This window comes from Kitasatospora sp. NPDC034023 (assembly GCF_055575795.1).
Map to the genome: position 1 here is coordinate 19,801 of NZ_JBVIRY010000033.1, position 15,744 is coordinate 35,544.

Here is a 15,744-nt window from a genome sequence, read left to right on the forward strand (position 1 = left end):
ATCGTCTCGCCATGCAGGCGCTAGAGTGGCGCTGTGGACATCCTGAGCGACACACTCGAAGTCCTGCGCACGGGACGTCCGATGGTGACGCGCACCGACGCGCACGCCCCGTGGGCCCTGAAGTTCCAACCCATCTCAGGAGCCGGCTTCCACGTGGTGGTGGAAGGACACTGCTACCTGCTGCCACCGCACGGCCAACCGCTCGCGCTCGGACCCGGCGACATCGTGTTCCTGCAGCGCGGCAGCGGACACACCCTGTGCGATGTGCCGGGCCGCGATCCGGTGGACTTCGTACCGGACCGCGTGGACCGTTCCTCGCCGATCGGCCAGGTCACCGTGGACGGACCGGGGCCGCACACGGTGCTGGTGTGCGGCGCGTACGCGATCGACGTTGACCGCCCGCATCCGCTGTTCAGTGATCTACCGGAGGTCATCCACCTCCCCGCGGTTCCGGGCCGCCACCCGGTGCTGCGCTCGGCGGTCGATCAGCTGTGCGCCGAGTTCCACGCGTCGCAGCCGGGCTCGGACGCGGTCGTCACGGCGCTCATCGATCTGCTGCTGCTGTACATCCTCCGGTCGTGGTACGCCGAACTGCCGAAGGAGCGGACCCGGGGTTGGGCGGCCGCGCTGACCGACCCGGCAGTCGCCCCGGCCCTGAAGGCGATCCACGACGATCCCGGCCATCCCTGGACCGTGGAGTCGCTGGGCACCCGCGCCGGACTGTCCCGCGCGGCGTTCGCCCGCCGCTTCGTCTCGGTGGTCGGCGAGCCGCCGTTGACCTACCTGACCAACTGGCGGATGGCCACCGCGGCACGGTTGCTGCACCAGTCGCCGGCCCCGCTGAGCACAATCGCGCAGCACACGGGGTACACGTCGGAGTTCGCCTTCGCCAAGGCTTTCAAACGACACTACGGATCGCCGCCGGGGGCCTACCGCAAGCAGGCCAGGACGGCAGGCGACGAACCACGCGGATACGAGTGACGGCGGGGGCCATGACATCACCGCAGCGGATTGGGAGGCGGTGGCCGCTCGCCGCCCCCTCCAGTTCTCGAATGGCTGGGCCACGGCCGGTGAGCGATGGTGAGGCAACCGGCGATGATCACCTCCCGCGTAGGCTCTCGCCTGATCGCAGTCGCCAAGAGAGGTAGAGATGGGCCAGAAGATCATCCGGTTCTCGGACCTGACCGGCACGCACGTGGAGAACGACGACGACCTGGTGCGCATCGTGGTGCGCCAGCACCCCGACCTGGAGGACGGCCCGGTCGAGATCGAGGCGCTCGGCAGTGAGCTGACCGCGGTGGAGGAACTGGCGCTCGACCTGGTGACGGTCGAGCTGCACTACCCGGACGCCGACGGACCGGAGACGGTCGTCATGGAGGCCGAGGCGTTCAACCGGCTGGCCTCGGCCACCCCGATGACGGAGGTACTGCGCAGCGCCAAGCGGGTGGCCCCGACGGTTCCGAGCCAGGCCGCGGCGCCGGCCGGCACCAGGGAGCGGGTCAACTACGCGAGCCTGGAGCACGCCGGCCGGCCGCACAAGGGCCGCACCACCGACGCCGAGAAGCAGCTCGTGCAGCAGCACCTGGACGAGATCAACGAGCGGCTGGCCGCCGCGGGCATCCGGACGATCGACCTGAACAGCCCGGAGCACGTGGCCCGGTACGGTCTGGAGGCCCTGGCCCGCGAGCGCGGCGTCACGCTCGGCTGATCGCGTCAAGCGCGCAATCGGGGCCGGCGCCGCCGGTGGCGGCGCCGGCCCTGGGCGTTCTAGAGGTTGAACGTCGCCAGCACCGGCGAGTGGTCCGAGGGCTGGTTGTGCGGGGCCGCCGGTCGGGCTTCCGTCACGTTCGGCAGTTGGCCGTTCCCCGTGGACACCTTCTGGAACCTGGCCAGCAGCGAGTGGCTGATCATGATGTGGTCGATGAGCTCGTGCTGGCCTTCGAAGATGCGGGAGAAGCCGCCCTGTTCCAGGATCTTGGGGGCCAGGTTCCACAGGCGTTCGGCGTCGCCCTGGTCGGGGCGGTCGAAGCCGGGGGTGCCCATCTGGGAGCCGGGCGGGCCGTACAGGATCTGGGTGGTGGCGGCCTGCCACTCGTCGTTGCAGTCGCCCAGGACGATGACGTCGTGGGTCCGGCCGTCACCCTGGAGCAGGTCGTCGGCCAGGGCGCGCATGGTGACGGCCTCGGCGGTGCGGCGGAAGAGCGCGTACGCCTCGTAGCGGGCCCGCAGGCGTTCGTCGGTGGTGCTGTGCTGCGCGTTCGGGAAGGTCAGCAGCTTCGACTTGAGGTGGCAGACGGCCACCTGGAGGCTCTGGCCGGGGGTCGGTTCCACCCGGACGGCCAGGCCGCCGCGCCCCATCTCGCTGGTCTGGCTGTTCGGGATGCCGTCGTCCTCGACCTGGATGGCGTGCAGGTGATCCGGGAAGTCCTTGCGCTGCTGGACGTCCAGCAGCGGGAAGCGGCTGATGACGCCGACCCGGATGCCGCGGGGGTCCGGGTGGTCCGACAGGGCGGTGTGCCAGGTGCCGGGCAGTTTGGCCACCAGGTCGTCCAGCGCTTCCTGGCTGCCGACCTCCTGCACCCCGAGGAGGTCCGGACCGAGCTGGGTGATGACGCCGGCCAGGGCTTCGACCTTGGCGTCGTAGGTGGCTTGGTCCTTGGCGGCGCACTTGGTGGGGTCGGGGGTACTGCCGGCCGGCAGCGGTCGGCAGAAGTTCTCCAGGTTCCAGGTCCCGATGATCGCCATAACTGCTCCCGCTGATCGTGGCCGACGCCACCGTCGGCCGCTCCAGCCGTTTATCCCCCAGGAGGTCACGCAGCGGCGTGAGCCCGCCTCGTACCGCCGCTGTCTTTCACTCGGGTGCAGGTGCAGGCGTCGGCAGTGTGCTCAGCCCGGGCGGTCCCTGCCGGACGGCTGCGGACCGACGATCGCTCGTCTGCGGGGCCCGAGGTCGCGCAGGCCGGACTCGCCGCCCGGGTGCACGGCGCCTGGGTCGCGTTCGCAGGACGGGAAACCCGGGCTGGGCCGCCTACGACCCACAGCGCCCCATGGCGGAGGCCCTCGACGGCTGAGCAACCGTCAGCAGCCCGCCCGGGAACGGCCTGCCGGGAGGTGGGGGCTGGCGGTGGCCGCGTAGGAGCGGTCACCGCGTACGAGCGGGTCGCCGAGGTCGTCAACCCGTTGCCGACCCGCCGACTCGATGCGACAGCGGCACGCAGGCATCGCAGGCATCGCGCGAGAAGCGCACCCTTCCTGCGGCGTGCCGCCCCGCACGGTGGTTCCGGTCAGTTGGTGGCCGTCAGTGCCTCGCGTGCGGTGGTGAGGATCTCCTCGGAGAGCGGGGAGCCTTTGGTGGCCCGGGACAGGACGAGGGCGCCGAGCATGGTGCACAGCCGGGTGATGCCGTCCTGGTCCTTGGTGTCGAGCCAGTCGGCGAAGTCGCCCACTCCTTGGGTGTAGACGCGGCGGGCCTCGCTCTGTCCGCCGTCGCGGGCCATGTCGGTGGCGAGTGCGGCGGCGGGGCACCCGTCTGCCGCGCTGTCGCGGTGCTCGGCGGAGAGGTAGGCGTCGATCAGCGCCCGCTGGGCGGCGTCGCGCTGCCCGGCGTACTGATCGAGCCCGTCCTTGTGGTGCTGGGCGAGTTCGCCGAACGCGTGGGCGGTGGCCTCGTCGATGAGTGCCTCCTTGGAGGCGAACTGCTTGTAGAAGCCGCCGTGGGTCAGACCGGCCGCCTTCATGAGGTCGGCGACGCTGACGTGGGTCCCCTGTTCCCGGAACAGGCGGGAGGCGGTTTCCACGACCCGCCGGCGGTTCTCCTCCGCCTGCGCCTGTGATACGCGGCCCATCGGCCACCTCCCGATTGGATGTCGACTGGCATCTATCTTAGACCAGTGCTTAGATTGCAGTCGTAATCTAATTGGTGCGGTCGCCTGAAGGCGGCCGTGGCGCTGGGAGTGGGCATGGAACTGAAGGACGCGGTAGCAGTGGTCACCGGCGCCAACCGGGGGCTCGGGCGGCATCTGGCCGCCCAGCTCGTGGAACGCGGGGCCAAGGTGTACGCGGCGGCCCGTCGCCCCGAAACGGTGGACCTTCCGGGTGCCATCGCGCTGCGGCTCGACGTGACGGACGCGGAGTCGATCCGGGCGGCGGCTCGCACCGCCTCCGACGCGACGCTGTTGGTCAACAACGCGGGCATCTCCACCGGAACGCCCCTGATGACGGGCAGCCCGGACATGGTGCGCCTGGAGATGGAGGTGAACTTCTTCGGCCCGCTCGCCGTGACGCGGGCTTTCGCCCCGGTCATCGAGGCCAACGGCGGCGGCGCCGTGCTCAACGTGCTGTCGGTCCTGTCCTGGCTGCACCCGGCCGACCTCGGCGCCTACGCCGCGGCGAAGGCCGCGGCCTGGGCGCTGACCGGCGCGGCCCGGGAGGAACTGGCGCCCCGGGGCATCGCCGTCTCGGCGCTGCACGTCGGATACATGGACACGGGCATGGCCGCGAGCGTTCCCGCCGACCAGAAGGCCGACCCCGCCGAGGTCGCCGCCCAGGCCCTGGCCGGCATCGAGCGGGGACTGCCCGAGATCCTCGCCGACGAGACCACCCGGCACGTGAAGCGGAGCCTGGCCGTATCGCCGAACGCCGCGTGAGGCGCACCCACCCGCATCGGCGTGGGGCGTCACGAACCAGCAGTTGATACCAGAAAGTACCTCGTACCGGGGCAGCCCGAAGCGAGCGGAGATCCCGTCCCTGTGCGGACGAGACAGGGAGACAGCGATGAAGGCCTACGTGATCGAGAAGTACGGTGACCAGTCCGCGGTGCGCGCCGCCGAGATGCCCGATCCGGAGCCGGGCGCCGACGACGTGCTGGTCGAGATCCACGCGGCGAGCGTCAACCCTCTGGACTTCAAGATCCGCGACGGTGCCTTCAGGCGGATCCTCCCGTACCGCCTCCCACTCGTGCTGGGCAACGACCTCGCCGGAGTGGTGGTCCAGGTCGGCTCGGCCGTCACCCGCTTCGCGGTGGGTGACGAGGTCTACGCCCGGCCCACCAAGGACCGCATCGGCACCTTCGCCGAACTCATCGCCGTCCACCAGAACGACCTGGCCCACAAGCCGGCCACCCTCACCATGGCCCAGGCCGCCTCCCTTCCCCTGGTAGCCCTCACCTCATGGCAGGCGCTGGTCGAGAGGGCACAGGTCCAGCCGGGCCAGAAAGTCCTGATCCACGCAGGCTCCGGCGGAGTGGGCACCGTCGCCCTCCAACTGGCCAGGCACTTGGGCGCACACGTGGCCACCACCGCGAGCGCGGCCAACTCCGCCCTGGTCAAGGAACTCGGAGCGGACGTCGTCATCGACTACCGCACCCAGGACTTCGAGGAGCTCCTGGACGGCTACGACGTCGTCCTGGACACCCTCGGCGGCAAGACCCTGGACAAGTCGCTGCGGGTCCTCAAGCCAGGCGGGAAGGTCATCAGCATCGCCGGGCCCCCCGACGCGGACTTCGCCCGCGAGCTCGGCGCGAACCTGGTCCTGCGGCAGGCGATGAACGCGCTCAGCTTCAAGACCCGACGCCACGCCAAGCGCCAGGGCGTGACCTACTCCTTCCTGTTCATGAAGGCCAGCGGCGACCAGCTGCGCGAACTCACCCGGCTCATCGACGCCGGAGAGGTCCGCCCCGTCGTCGACCGTGTCTTCCCCTTCGAGCAGACCCTCGAAGCCATGGAGTACGCCGAGCAGGGCCGCGCCAAGGCCGGCAAGGTCGTCATCGCGATGGCGTGAGGGCCAACCCCCGCCACACCACCGACAGGCCCCGGGCAGCGAGAGGATCCCGCCTCCCACCACCCCTCCCTTCCGCACCCCAGGAACCGATCATGAGCACACCGCGCAGTTCCCCCGCCCCCACGCCCGCCCCGTCGTCGTACAAGGACGTGCCGACCCGTTCGGTGTCCGTGCGCGGCGTCGACTTCGCCTACCGGCAACTCGGCCCGGAAGGAGACGGCGTACCGCTGATCCTGCTCCACCACCTGAGCGCAGTCCTGGACAACTGGGACCCCCGCGTCATCGACGGACTCGCCGCCCGGCGCCGGGTGATCACCTTCGACAACCGCGGAGTCGGAGCGTCGGGCGGTTCCACCCCCGACACCATCGAAGCGATGGCCCGCGACGCGGTGCTGTTCATCCGTACCCTGGGCTTCGAGCACGTCGACCTGCTCGGCCTGTCGATGGGCGGCTTCATCGCCCAGGTCATCGCAGCCGAGGAACCGCAGCTGGTGCGCAAGGTCATCCTCGCGGGCACCGGCCCCGCCGGAGGCCCCGGCATCGACAAGGTCACCGCACTCACCCTCCGGGACATCCTGAAAGGCTTCCTGACCCGCAAGGACCCCAAGCAGTTCCTCTTCTTCACCGACACCGAACACGGCCGACGCGAAGCACACGCCTTCCTGGAACGGCTGAAGGAGCGCACGGACCGCCGCGACAAAGCCATCTCGCTGAGGTCGTTCCGCGCCCAGCTGAAGGCCATCCACCGGTGGGGCCTCCAGCCGCCGGCCGACCTGTCCCGCATCCGCCAGCCAGTCCTGGTGGCCAACGGCGAGAGCGACCGGATGGTGCCGAGCGAGAACACCCTCAACCTCGCCGCACGGCTGCCCCGGGGCGAACTCGTCCCCCTCTACCCGGACGCCGGGCACGGCGGAATCTTCCAGTTCCACGACGAGTTCGTGGCCAGGGCCCTCGCATTCCTCGAAGCACGGCGCGACGCCTGACCGCTGAGGCCACATCCCCCGCCGTCCCGGGCGCGGCCGGGACAAGGCGGGCCCGGGACGAGCCAGCCCGCCCTCGATCAGACGCCCTCCTGCCCGCCGGCAGTCCCAGCGGCATCCCCGAGAACGCCCTCGACACCGCATGCCGGATCCACCTCGCCACAAGCACGCGGACGCCCAACCGATGCCCAACCTCCCGGCGAGAACGGGCGGGCGGCACAGCCGTAAGCCGTCGGCGCAGCCGTGCCGTCGGCGCAGGGGCGGATCACAGCAGGCGCAGAGCATGCCGGGGGGCGCGGAGCATGCGCGCAACAGCCACGGGGCTTGTGCTCGAAGGTGCTCCGCAGGGGGCCTATCCGATCCCGTGTGCGCAAAAAGTCCGCGCGTGATCATCGATGTCCGGTCGCGATACGCTCGCCGTCGGCACGACGTGGAGGAGTGACGATGGGGACGCACGAGCGGTGGACGCGGCTGCTGGAGATCCTGGGCGAGCAGGGCCGGATCGAGGTCGCGGAGGCCGCTGAGCTGCTGGGCGTGTCCCTGGCCACGGTCCGCCGTGACATGGAGGAGCTGGCCCGCCAGCAGCTGCTGACCCGTACGCGCGGCGGCGCGGTGCTGAGCGAGGTCGCGTACGACCTGCCCCTGCGGTACAAGACCGCGCGCCAGGCGGACGAGAAGCACCGGATCGCGCGTGCGGCTGCGGGCCTGGTCCGGCCCGGGTCGGTGGTCGGCCTGAACGGCGGCACCACGACGACGGAGGTCGCCCGCGAGCTGGCCACCCGGGCCGACCTCGCCGACCACGCGCACGGCACGGCGCTGACCGTCGTCACCAACGCCATCAACATCGCCCATGAGCTGGCGGTCCGGCCCTACGTGAAGACCGTGGTGACCGGAGGCGTGGCCCGGTCCAACTCCTACGAGCTGACCGGGCCGCTGGCCACCACGCTGCTCCGGGGGCTCTCGCTGGACTACGCGATCCTCGGTGTGAACGCGCTCGACCCGAAGTACGGTGCCACCGCCCACGACGAGGGCGAGGCCAGCGCCAATCGGGCGATGGCCGAGCGGGCGGAGAAGGTGATCGTGGTCGCCGACTCCACCAAGCTCGGCCAGCGGGCCTTCGCCCAGGTCTGCACCATCGGCGAGATCGCGGTCCTGGTCACCGACAAGGGCGCTCCGGACGAGCTGGTCGAGCAGCTCGGCGGCCAGGGCGTGGATGTGCGGTGCGTCTGACGGTGTGTCAGAACGTCTGTACCGAGCCGCCTCGGCGGGCCGCCTTGAGCACCCCGAGCAGGCGGGTGACCTCCGCAGCCATGGCGGAGCGTCCGGCACCGAGGTAGCGGCGGGTGTCGACGAGGCGCGGGTCGCCGGCGAGCGCCTCGCGGACGGCGGTGGTGAAGACCCGGTTGAGGTGGGTGGCGATGTTGACCTTGGTCATGCCGTGTTCCACGGCGGCGGTGAGGTGCTCGTCGGCGACACCGGAGGAGCCGTGCAGGACCAGCGGGACGGGAACGGCGGCGCGCAGGGCGCTGATCAGGTCGAAGTCGAGCGCCGCGTCGCGGGTGAGCATCGCGTGCGAGGTGCCGACGGCGACGGCGAGGGCGTCGACGCCGGTGGCGGCGGTGAAGGCGGCGCCTTCGGCCGGGTCGGTGCGGACGCCGGGGGCGTGCACGCCGTCCTTGCCGCCGACCTCGCCCAGTTCGGCCTCCACCCACACCCCGGCGGCGTGGCAGTGGGCGACCACGTCGGCGGTGGCCCGGACGTTCTCCTCGTAGGGCAGCACGGAGGCGTCGAACATGACCGAGGAAAAGCCCAGTTCGACGGCGTGGTGGACGAGGTCGGCGGAGGTGGCGTGGTCCAGGTGGACGGCGACCGGCACCCCGGCCGCCTCGGCGACGGCGAGGACGGCGGTGGCGATCGGGCCGAGTCCGCCGTGGTAGCGGACGGCGTTCTCGCTGAGCTGGAGGACCACCGGCGCCCCGGCGGCCTCGGCGCCGGCGACGATGGCCTGGGCGTGTTCGAGCTGGATGACGTTGAACGCACCGACGCCGCGCCCGTCCTTGGCGGCAGCAGTGACGATCCGGCCGGTACCGGTCAGCGGCATGGGGATTCTCCTGTGCGTGCGGGGAGGGGCTCTGCGGTCGCCTGGCCGAGCAGGCGGCGGTGGACGGCGGGGTCGAAGTCGCCGGCCAGTGGCGCGGCGACGGCGGCGGCGGACAGCGCCACGGCCCGGGTGAGCCGCTCGGGCCACGGCGTCCCGGCGACCAGGCCCAGGGCGAGCGCCGCCACCGCCGCGTCACCCGCGCCGGCGGGGTTGCCGGCGATCGCCTCCGGCGGGCGGGCGGCCCAACTCCCCTGCAGGGTGCAGGCGATGAGGCCGGCCGGACCGAGGGAGGCGACCACGGCCCGGGCGCCCGCGGCGCGCAGCGCCTCGGCACCCGCGCGGGGGTCGCCGGTGCCGCTGGCCTCGGCGAGTTCGTGGGCGTTGGGCTTGACGACGGCGGGTGCCTCGGCGAGTCCGGCGCGCAGGGCCTCGCCGACCGTGTCGAGGACGGCAGGCACGCGGTGGGCCCGGGCCAGCCGGATCAGGACGGCGTAGGCATCGGCGGGAATGCCGCCGGGCAGGCTGCCGGAGAGCACGACGGCCTCGGCCCGGGAGACGAGTTCGCCGTACCGGTCGAGGAAGAGCGCCCACTCGGCCGCGGTGACGACCGGTCCGGGCTCCAGCAGGATGGTGGTGTCGCCGAGGTCCTCGTCGACGACGGCCACCGTGCGACGGCTCTCGCCCGCGATCGGGACCAGCCGATCGGTGATCCCGGCCTGGGCGAGATCGCGCCGCAGGGCCTCGCCGGTGGGTCCGCCGGCCAGGCCGGTGACGACGGTGTCGTGGCCGAGCGTGTGCAGGACCCGGGACACGTTGATGCCCTTGCCGCCGGCCCGCGCAGCCGTCTCCCGCACCCGGTTGCTCGCGTGGGGGCGGAGCCGGCCGAGCCGGTAGGTGACGTCGAGTGCGGCGTTGAGCGTGACGGTCAGGATCATCCGTCGGCCCCCCGCCGCGTCTGACGCGGCACCGGCGAGCGACGTCGTACGGGTGTCGCGGGCCGGCCGGCCGGGGGGAGGTCCTGGGCGAGCAGGGCGGCTCCCAGGCAGCCGGCCTGGTGCCCGAGTTCCGCCGGGACGATCCGGGGCGCTTTCTGGAAGGACAGGCGTTCGGCCAGGGCGGCCCGCAGCGGGTCGAAGTACGCGGCTCCGGCTCCGGCCAGCCCGCCTCCGATGACGATGCGCTCGGGGTCGAGGAGGGTGATCGCGGCGCTCAGGCCGTCGGCGAGTGCGTCGATCGCCTCGCGCCACACCTCGGCGGCCACCACGTCACCGGATGCGGCGCGCTGCCGGACGTCCTTGGCGCTGACGTCCCTGGCGCTGACGTCCTTGGCGCTGACGGCCTTGGCGCTGACGTCGGCCGCCCCGGTGGCGTCGCGGTAGCGGCGGGCGATGGCCGAGGCCGACGCGACGGTCTCCAGGCAGCCGCGGCTGCCGCACGGGCACGGCTCCCCCGCGGGCCGCACCGTCAGGTGCCCGAGCTCCCCGGCGTAGCCGTGGCTGCCGGTCAGGGCCTTTCCGTCGAGCACGATCGCCGAGGCGATACCGGTACCGACCGGGACGAACAGGAAGGAGCGGCAGCCCCGGCCCGCTCCGAGGCGGGCCTCGGCGAGCCCGCCGGCGCGGACGTCGTGCCCGAAGGCGACCGGGAGTCCGAGCGCTTCCGCCAGCCAGTCCCGAACGGGCACCCGTCGCCAGCCGAGATTGGCCGCGAACACGGACGTTCCGGACGCCTCGTCGACGATGCCCGGCACGGCGATGCCCGCCGCCCTCGGCGCGTACCGCCCGGCGAGGTCGGCGGCGCAGGTCAGGACCGTGTCGAGGACGGCGTCCGGGCCGCGGTCGGCCCGGGTGAACCAGCGCTCGCCGTGGACCAGGGAGCCGTCCTCGGCCACCACACCGGCCTTGATCTGGGTCCCGCCGACATCGAGTGCGATGACCGTCATGCCGCCCCGCCCGTCCGCTCTTGCCCGACCGCGCGCTTGGTGCCCCCGCTCCGCCCGACCGCGCGCCTCGTACCGCCGCTCCGCCTCGTCATGAGGTGGCCAGGATGATCGAGCGGGTCAGGTTGCGCGGCCGGTCGGGGTCCAGGCCGCGACCGGTGGCGAGTTCGACGGCGAGGCGCTGGGCGCGGACCAGGTCGGCGAGCGGGTCCAGGGGCGAGACCGAGGCAGTGGCACCGGTGGCGGTCACCTGCTCCAGCAGGCCGGCCGGCGGCTCGCCGAAGAACCACACGACGCTGTCGGGCCCGGTGATGCTGATCGGGCCGTGCCGGTACTCCATGGCCGGGTAGGACTCGGTCCACGAGCCGGCGGCCTCGCGGAGCTTGAGTGCGGCCTCGTTGGCCAGGCCGACCGTCCAGCCGGTGCCGAGGAAGGTGAACTGGCGTGCTCCGGTGGCGCCTTCGGGCAGCGGGGCGAGCAGGGCACGCTCGGCCTGCTCGGGCAGATCGGCCGGGACGAGCCCGAGGTGTGCGCGCAGCAGGACCAGCGCCGTGGTGGCGAACCGGGTCTGCACGACGGACTTCTCGTCGGCGAACTCCAGGTCGATGACCGTGGTGGCGACGTCGCTGATCGGCGTGGCCGGGGCGCCGGTGACGGCCGTCGTCGGAGTGCCGACGGCCCGGGAGAGGGCGGCGAGCACTTCGGTCGTGGTGCCGGAGCGGCTGATGGCCAGGACACGGTCGTAGCGGCGCCCGACGGGGAACTCGGAGGCGGCGAAGGCCTCGGTCTCGCCCTGGCCCGAGCCCTCCCGCAGCGCGGCGTAGGCCTGGGCGATGTACAGGGACGTCCCGCACCCCAGGACGGCCACCCGTTCACCGGGCTCGGGCAGTCCGGGCGGAGCGAGTTCCAGGGCGCGCCGCCAGTGCGCGGGCTGGCTGGCTATCTCGTCGGCGACGTGGGTCACGGCGTCCTCCTGCAGCGGTGGGCAGTGCTTCGCGGCATGCGAATGATTGAAGCTGATTGATTTATAGCTTTGTGAGCATTAGTGCGCAAGAGTGAGCAGAGGAGTTGCAGGCTGCGAGCAGGGAGACATCGCCGTGCCGGTGACGGGCCGGAACGCGCCGAGTGCCCTGGTCGGGCGGTTCGCCGACCAGGGCGTCGAAGTCCTGCCCGTGTGACAGGAGTTGTGACCCGACGGATCCCGCCTGGTCACGGCTGGTCACGATGGAGCACGCCAGATCACAGCTGGTCACGACGGGCGGGTCGGGATCGCCGGCCGTGGTGGTGCTCGGCGCGGTCAGGCAGAGGGCGGACGTGCCGGCCTTGGAGGAGCCGGACGGAGCCGTCAGCGCCCAGCGGGTCCTGGTCGACGGCGACGACCTCGGTGTTGCCGAGGATCTCGACGGAGGAGTTCAGGTGGTCCGCCTCGGCCGGGTGCGCGGCGAGGTAGGCGGGTTCGAACATTCGGGCGTCGGTGGAGATCACCAGCGGCGCGGCGAGCGCCCGGTTCCGTTGGATGCTCGACCAGGTGGCCGGCGTCCTCAACCGGCTACTGCTCGACCCCGGCGTGATCGACCACGCCCAGGCCTTCGCCGGCGACGCGGGCCACGCCAAGCCGTGGCTGGTCTTCGTCGCGGTCTTCCGCTGTCGCAGCAGGTCGAGCGGGGAGCTGGGGAGAGTTCGACGAGCTCCCCGACGGCAGCCCGAGGTCGGCACTCATGGGGAAGCCGGGCCGGTGGCCGGCGACGGTCGGGACGGGCGTGCAGCGGGTGCCGAGTTGAGTACGGGTACTCATGCCGTGGGTCGGATGGATCGGGCACGGTTCAGCCCGTGGAGGAGGTCGTGCGGGAGGAGGCCGGTGACGTCATGTTCCCGGGCCTCTCGGGGGTGGCACGCTCCGGCCCTCGCCGCAGGGCGTGACGGTCTGCGGCGGCTTTCCTACGCCGTGTGGCACTCAACTGGTCTACTCATGGGGGTTCTTGTGTCCATCGTCCGAGCAGGCGGCAGGTTGCCCCTCGTGGTCGGCGCAGTCGTGATGGCCACGGCAGTCGTCACGGGGTGTTCCTCCGGCCCGGGGTCCGTCGCCGACCAGCCGGCGGTGACCGCACACGGCAGCGCGACCTCCCCGGGTGCCGTCCCGACGACCGCCGTGCCGACGACTGCCGTGCCGACGCTGCAGACTTCCGGCGCCCCGGCGTTCGGCCCTCCCAGCAGCACGCCGACCGGTCCTCCGATTCCTGCCGGTCCGGTCCTGCGCGGCCTGATGCCGACCGCTGCCATGCTGCCCGCCGGGTGGACGATCAAGGGCGACGGCAACCTGACCGACACCGGCACGTACGTCCCGGACAGTCCGGGCACGCCGACGCTGCCGCAGGAACCGTGCAACCAGATGCGTCTCGCCGGAACCATTCTCTCGCAGGACCTCAAGGCCTCGGGCACGATGGAGGAGGTCTACGACGGGGAGAACATGGTCCAGGTCTACCTGGCCGCCTACCACCCCGGCGACGCGGCCAAGCTGCTCGACGAGATCCGGGCGTACACGGAGCGCTGCAAGTCCTTCACGGGGCGGACGATCGACGGCACGTCGGTGTCGCTGACCGCGACCCAGCAGCCCGTGCCGGGGCTCGGCGACGAGGCCCTCGACATGAAGAAGGTGCCTCAGGGCCCGTACCACAGCGAGGAGATCATCGTGACCCGGGTCGGCGACCGGCTGCTGTTCCTCAGCGGCGACGACATCCTGGGACGGCTGCCGCACCTCATGCAGCTGGCGGTGCCGCTCTCGAAGAGCGTCAGGTAGTCCCCCCACCCGGGTCCCTCCGGCACCCCGCACGGTGCCTCCGGTGCCCCGCCCGGACACCGGCTCCGGATGCCGACGGCACCGCCCTTGCCGGGCGGTGCCGTCGTGGCAGGAGCGGGGTGGCGCGCCTTACGACTGCGTCGGGATGTAGTCGTAGCAGTAGTCCATGACATGCGGGAAGACGTACGCGTTGTAGTAGTTCCACAACTCGGTGCCCGTTCGGGGTCCGACGATGCCGTCGATCGGCAGGCCGTCCGCGCGCTGGAAGTCCTCGACCGTGCTCTTCGTGTCCGGCCCGAAGTCGCCGTCCACGGCGATCCTGTGGCCGAGTCCGGCGAGGTTGAGGAACGCCTGGACGCACTTGACTGCCTGTCCGGACGACCCCGTCCGAAGGTAGGGGGCGGTCGGGGACGCCTGGGCCGTTCCGCCGAGGCCGATGACCACCGACAGCGACAACGCCAGACCGGCGGCGATCCGTGCTGCTGTTGCGCCTGTTCTCATGCCGTCACATCCGTTCTGCCGAGGGCGGGTATCAGCAGCTGGTGTTGGAGCTGATCATGATGCCGGTGAGGGTTCCGAGCGATCCGATGCTGTTCTGGTCGTGGCTCGCGTTGCTGAGGCACTCGTAGTCGTCGCTGCCGCCGTAGTTGATGCGAAGCCACACCGTGTCCTGGTTCCGCGTGTTGACGACGCTGAAGCCCGGGCCGTGGTAGGTGCTCTGGTAGTAGCTGGTGATGTCCCGGAACTGGGCCACGATCGTGCTGCTGGAGGGACCGGCGTAGATGCACACGTACGGGTAGGGGCAGCCGTCCTGGGAGTCGGCGTGCGCGCCCGTGGCGCCGACCAGCGACATGGCGAGCGTGGACACGCCGACGGCGGCGGTCGCCGCCAGCTTCTTGAGTGCGTTGTGCATGGTCTTCCTCTGCCTTGTGGGTATCCGTCCGCCGGGCTCGGCGGAACGGGGCCTCTTCCGGCCTTCGCGCAGCCGGCTGCGGATCAGCTGGTGGTCGGGATGAACGGCAGGCAAGAGCCGTTGGGCCCGGCGTACGGGTCGGTCCAGTCGACGTTCATCAGCTTGCTGCCCGTCCGCGGGCCGACGACGCCGTCCGCCTGGCTGCTGCCGAGGACGGCCTGCTGGAAGTTCCGCACGGCGGCGTCGGTCTGCGGGCCCCACTGGCTGTCCTCGCTGATGGTCGCCTCCCCGCTCAGCCGCAGGTAGTCGTTGACCAGGTGCTGCACGCACCACACCCCGGTGCCCGAGGTGGTGTGGCTGTAACCGAGGTAGGGGGCCGTGGTCGACGCCTGCGCGGTACCGGCCAGTGCGGCGGTGGAGAGCGTGAGGGCGACGGCTGCGACCAGGCCTCGGCCGATCGACTTCTTGATCATGGTGATTCCTTTCGACAGGGGTTTCGACAGGGGGACGGAATGTTCGTGCTACGCGCCGTACATGTGGTCGCTGGGCACCTGCCAGTAGCAGTAGCCGGGGCCGTTCCACGGGGTCCCGCTGAACTTCGGCTCCCCGTAGACCAGGATCTGGAAGCCCGTGGTCGGTCCGACGATGCCGTCCTGGTCGTAGCCCCAGTGCGCCTGGAACCAGCGGACCTCGGCCTCGGTCTTCGGACCCCACTGGCTGTCCTCGTCGAGCGACCAGTACGGGGCGCTCGCGCGGTACGCCGATCCGTTGTTGGCGAGGAAGTAGTTGATGCTGTGCTGCACGCACCACACACCGGCGCCGGAGGTGGCGTAGCCGGGTCCGATGTAGGACGCACCGGGGGCCGCACTCGCGCTGCCCGTCACACCCAGCACCGATGCACCGGCCATCGCCAGCGCCACGGCCCCCTTGCCGATCCTTGCCACCATGCTCATCGACTTCCTCCTGTTCAGCCGGGGCGCAGCCGGGCACCTGCGGGTAGCGGTAGCCGGTAAGCCCTCGACGTTCCGGACGGTTCCTGGTTCCGGTACGACGCCACGAGCCGCGCGAGGAAAGGGCGCGGCACGGCCGGACGGGAGCGCAGCTCGCCCCTGGCACGGCATCACTTCGGATGTGCGGGACCTTGATCACGGCCACCGCTGGGTTCGGAGCCTACCGATCGACGGCCTGACGCTCTGCTGGATTCCCGGTGGCCCGGATCCGTCTCACGCCATCTCA

Annotated in this window: 19 protein-coding genes; 8 read left to right on the forward strand and 11 right to left on the reverse strand. The window is 71.6% G+C overall.

The features are described 5' to 3' along the window. The first annotated feature begins 33 nt into the window (after positions 1 to 33). Both ACZ52R_RS33515 and ACZ52R_RS33520 read left to right on the forward strand, forming a co-directional pair. Positions 34 to 981 (forward strand): AraC family transcriptional regulator, encoded by a 948-nt coding sequence (locus tag ACZ52R_RS33515; RefSeq protein ID WP_465754712.1) that lies wholly within the window; start codon positions 34 to 36, stop codon positions 979 to 981. Positions 982 to 1,150: 169 nt separating this feature from the next. Continuing rightward, positions 1,151 to 1,708 carry a hypothetical protein gene (locus ACZ52R_RS33520; protein WP_465622498.1) on the forward strand — a complete coding sequence of 186 codons (558 nt, stop codon included), beginning with the start codon at positions 1,151 to 1,153 and terminating at the stop codon, positions 1,706 to 1,708. A gap of 59 nt (positions 1,709 to 1,767) precedes the next feature. Here ACZ52R_RS33520 and ACZ52R_RS33525 read toward each other — a convergent pair whose 3' ends face one another. Together ACZ52R_RS33525 and ACZ52R_RS33530 are read right to left on the reverse strand one after the other, a co-directional pair. Beyond that, on the reverse strand, positions 1,768 to 2,745 hold the full coding sequence (locus tag ACZ52R_RS33525) for an endonuclease/exonuclease/phosphatase family protein (protein ID WP_465622499.1): 978 nt from the start codon (positions 2,743 to 2,745) through the stop codon (positions 1,768 to 1,770). Between the two features lie 539 nt (positions 2,746 to 3,284). Continuing rightward, positions 3,285 to 3,845 carry a TetR/AcrR family transcriptional regulator gene (locus ACZ52R_RS33530; protein ID WP_360504365.1) on the reverse strand — a complete coding sequence of 187 codons (561 nt, stop codon included), beginning with the start codon at positions 3,843 to 3,845 and terminating at the stop codon, positions 3,285 to 3,287. A 114-nt stretch (positions 3,846 to 3,959) separates the two neighbouring features. On the opposite strand from ACZ52R_RS33530, the gene ACZ52R_RS33535 reads away from it, so the two are divergent. The 4 genes from ACZ52R_RS33535 to ACZ52R_RS33550 all read left to right on the forward strand — a co-directional run bounded on the left by ACZ52R_RS33535 (position 3,960) and on the right by ACZ52R_RS33550 (position 7,988). Next, the gene (locus ACZ52R_RS33535) at positions 3,960 to 4,646 is read left to right on the forward strand and encodes an SDR family oxidoreductase (RefSeq protein ID WP_465622501.1); all 687 of its coding nucleotides are present in this window, start codon (positions 3,960 to 3,962) and stop codon (positions 4,644 to 4,646) included. 127 nt (positions 4,647 to 4,773) lie between these two features. Further along, positions 4,774 to 5,778 carry an NADP-dependent oxidoreductase gene (locus ACZ52R_RS33540; protein WP_465622502.1) on the forward strand — a complete coding sequence of 335 codons (1,005 nt, stop codon included), beginning with the start codon at positions 4,774 to 4,776 and terminating at the stop codon, positions 5,776 to 5,778. A 92-nt stretch (positions 5,779 to 5,870) separates the two neighbouring features. Then, positions 5,871 to 6,761 carry an alpha/beta fold hydrolase gene (locus ACZ52R_RS33545; protein WP_465754713.1) on the forward strand — a complete coding sequence of 297 codons (891 nt, stop codon included), beginning with the start codon at positions 5,871 to 5,873 and terminating at the stop codon, positions 6,759 to 6,761. Between the two features lie 441 nt (positions 6,762 to 7,202). Then, positions 7,203 to 7,988 (forward strand): DeoR/GlpR family DNA-binding transcription regulator, encoded by a 786-nt coding sequence (locus tag ACZ52R_RS33550; protein ID WP_465622506.1) that lies wholly within the window; start codon positions 7,203 to 7,205, stop codon positions 7,986 to 7,988. A 7-nt stretch (positions 7,989 to 7,995) separates the two neighbouring features. Here ACZ52R_RS33550 and ACZ52R_RS33555 read toward each other — a convergent pair whose 3' ends face one another. From ACZ52R_RS33555 to ACZ52R_RS33570, 4 genes are all read right to left on the reverse strand, one after another. Beyond that, entirely contained in the window at positions 7,996 to 8,859 is an 864-nt protein-coding gene (locus ACZ52R_RS33555; RefSeq protein ID WP_465754714.1) for a class II fructose-bisphosphate aldolase, read from the reverse strand. Further along, positions 8,850 to 9,794, reverse strand: a complete 945-nt coding sequence (locus tag ACZ52R_RS33560; RefSeq protein WP_465754715.1) for a 1-phosphofructokinase family hexose kinase — start codon at positions 9,792 to 9,794, stop codon at positions 8,850 to 8,852. Before ACZ52R_RS33560 ends, ACZ52R_RS33555 begins: the two co-directional genes overlap by 10 nt. Next, positions 9,791 to 10,801, reverse strand: a complete 1,011-nt coding sequence (locus ACZ52R_RS33565; RefSeq protein ID WP_465754716.1) for an ROK family protein — start codon at positions 10,799 to 10,801, stop codon at positions 9,791 to 9,793. The genes ACZ52R_RS33560 and ACZ52R_RS33565 overlap by 4 nt, the downstream gene beginning before the upstream one ends. 88 nt (positions 10,802 to 10,889) lie before the next feature. Beyond that, on the reverse strand, positions 10,890 to 11,762 hold the full coding sequence (locus tag ACZ52R_RS33570; RefSeq protein WP_360504381.1) for an SIS domain-containing protein: 873 nt from the start codon (positions 11,760 to 11,762) through the stop codon (positions 10,890 to 10,892). Between the two features lie 91 nt (positions 11,763 to 11,853). Between ACZ52R_RS33570 and ACZ52R_RS33575 the strand changes: the two genes are divergently transcribed. Next, entirely contained in the window at positions 11,854 to 11,976 is a 123-nt protein-coding gene (locus ACZ52R_RS33575; RefSeq protein ID WP_465754717.1) for a hypothetical protein, read from the forward strand. 61 nt (positions 11,977 to 12,037) lie between these two features. Here the strand turns inward: ACZ52R_RS33575 and ACZ52R_RS33580 are convergent, their stop codons facing one another. Then, on the reverse strand, positions 12,038 to 12,343 hold the full coding sequence (locus ACZ52R_RS33580; protein WP_465754718.1) for a hypothetical protein: 306 nt from the start codon (positions 12,341 to 12,343) through the stop codon (positions 12,038 to 12,040). A gap of 718 nt (positions 12,344 to 13,061) precedes the next feature. On the opposite strand from ACZ52R_RS33580, the gene ACZ52R_RS33585 reads away from it, so the two are divergent. After that, positions 13,062 to 13,595: a hypothetical protein gene (locus tag ACZ52R_RS33585; protein ID WP_465622515.1), complete on the forward strand. Its 534-nt coding sequence runs from the start codon at positions 13,062 to 13,064 to the stop codon at positions 13,593 to 13,595. Between the two features lie 129 nt (positions 13,596 to 13,724). On the opposite strand, the gene ACZ52R_RS33590 is transcribed toward ACZ52R_RS33585, so the two are convergent. From ACZ52R_RS33590 to ACZ52R_RS33605, 4 genes are all read right to left on the reverse strand, one after another. Continuing rightward, a complete protein-coding gene (locus tag ACZ52R_RS33590) occupies positions 13,725 to 14,096 on the reverse strand; it encodes a peptidoglycan-binding domain-containing protein (protein WP_465622517.1) in 372 nt (123 codons plus the stop codon). A 31-nt stretch (positions 14,097 to 14,127) separates the two neighbouring features. After that, positions 14,128 to 14,508, reverse strand: coding sequence for a hypothetical protein (locus ACZ52R_RS33595; protein WP_465622518.1), 381 nt, complete (start codon positions 14,506 to 14,508; stop codon positions 14,128 to 14,130). 83 nt (positions 14,509 to 14,591) lie between these two features. Continuing rightward, on the reverse strand, positions 14,592 to 14,981 hold the full coding sequence (locus ACZ52R_RS33600; protein ID WP_465622520.1) for a peptidoglycan-binding domain-containing protein: 390 nt from the start codon (positions 14,979 to 14,981) through the stop codon (positions 14,592 to 14,594). Positions 14,982 to 15,029: 48 nt separating this feature from the next. Further along, complete coding sequence (locus ACZ52R_RS33605; protein ID WP_360504391.1) at positions 15,030 to 15,461, reverse strand: peptidoglycan-binding domain-containing protein; 432 nt, start codon at positions 15,459 to 15,461, stop codon at positions 15,030 to 15,032. Positions 15,462 to 15,744: the final 283 nt, after the last annotated feature.

Coding starts and splice junctions, on each gene's coding strand:
- ACZ52R_RS33545 (WP_465754713.1), top strand. CDS start 5,871: ATGAGCACACCGCGCAGTTCCCCCGCCCCCACGCCCGCCCCGTCGTCG.
- ACZ52R_RS33590 (WP_465622517.1), bottom strand. CDS start 14,096: ATGAGAACAGGCGCAACAGCAGCACGGATCGCCGCCGGTCTGGCGTTG.
- ACZ52R_RS33550 (WP_465622506.1), top strand. CDS start 7,203: ATGGGGACGCACGAGCGGTGGACGCGGCTGCTGGAGATCCTGGGCGAG.
- ACZ52R_RS33600 (WP_465622520.1), bottom strand. CDS start 14,981: ATGATCAAGAAGTCGATCGGCCGAGGCCTGGTCGCAGCCGTCGCCCTC.
- ACZ52R_RS33535 (WP_465622501.1), top strand. CDS start 3,960: ATGGAACTGAAGGACGCGGTAGCAGTGGTCACCGGCGCCAACCGGGGG.
- ACZ52R_RS33605 (WP_360504391.1), bottom strand. CDS start 15,461: ATGAGCATGGTGGCAAGGATCGGCAAGGGGGCCGTGGCGCTGGCGATG.
- ACZ52R_RS33540 (WP_465622502.1), top strand. CDS start 4,774: ATGAAGGCCTACGTGATCGAGAAGTACGGTGACCAGTCCGCGGTGCGC.
- ACZ52R_RS33560 (WP_465754715.1), bottom strand. CDS start 9,794: ATGATCCTGACCGTCACGCTCAACGCCGCACTCGACGTCACCTACCGG.
- ACZ52R_RS33565 (WP_465754716.1), bottom strand. CDS start 10,801: ATGACGGTCATCGCACTCGATGTCGGCGGGACCCAGATCAAGGCCGGT.
- ACZ52R_RS33585 (WP_465622515.1), top strand. CDS start 13,062: ATGCCGACCGCTGCCATGCTGCCCGCCGGGTGGACGATCAAGGGCGAC.
- ACZ52R_RS33520 (WP_465622498.1), top strand. CDS start 1,151: ATGGGCCAGAAGATCATCCGGTTCTCGGACCTGACCGGCACGCACGTG.
- ACZ52R_RS33525 (WP_465622499.1), bottom strand. CDS start 2,745: ATGGCGATCATCGGGACCTGGAACCTGGAGAACTTCTGCCGACCGCTG.
- ACZ52R_RS33530 (WP_360504365.1), bottom strand. CDS start 3,845: ATGGGCCGCGTATCACAGGCGCAGGCGGAGGAGAACCGCCGGCGGGTC.
- ACZ52R_RS33595 (WP_465622518.1), bottom strand. CDS start 14,508: ATGCACAACGCACTCAAGAAGCTGGCGGCGACCGCCGCCGTCGGCGTG.
- ACZ52R_RS33555 (WP_465754714.1), bottom strand. CDS start 8,859: ATGCCGCTGACCGGTACCGGCCGGATCGTCACTGCTGCCGCCAAGGAC.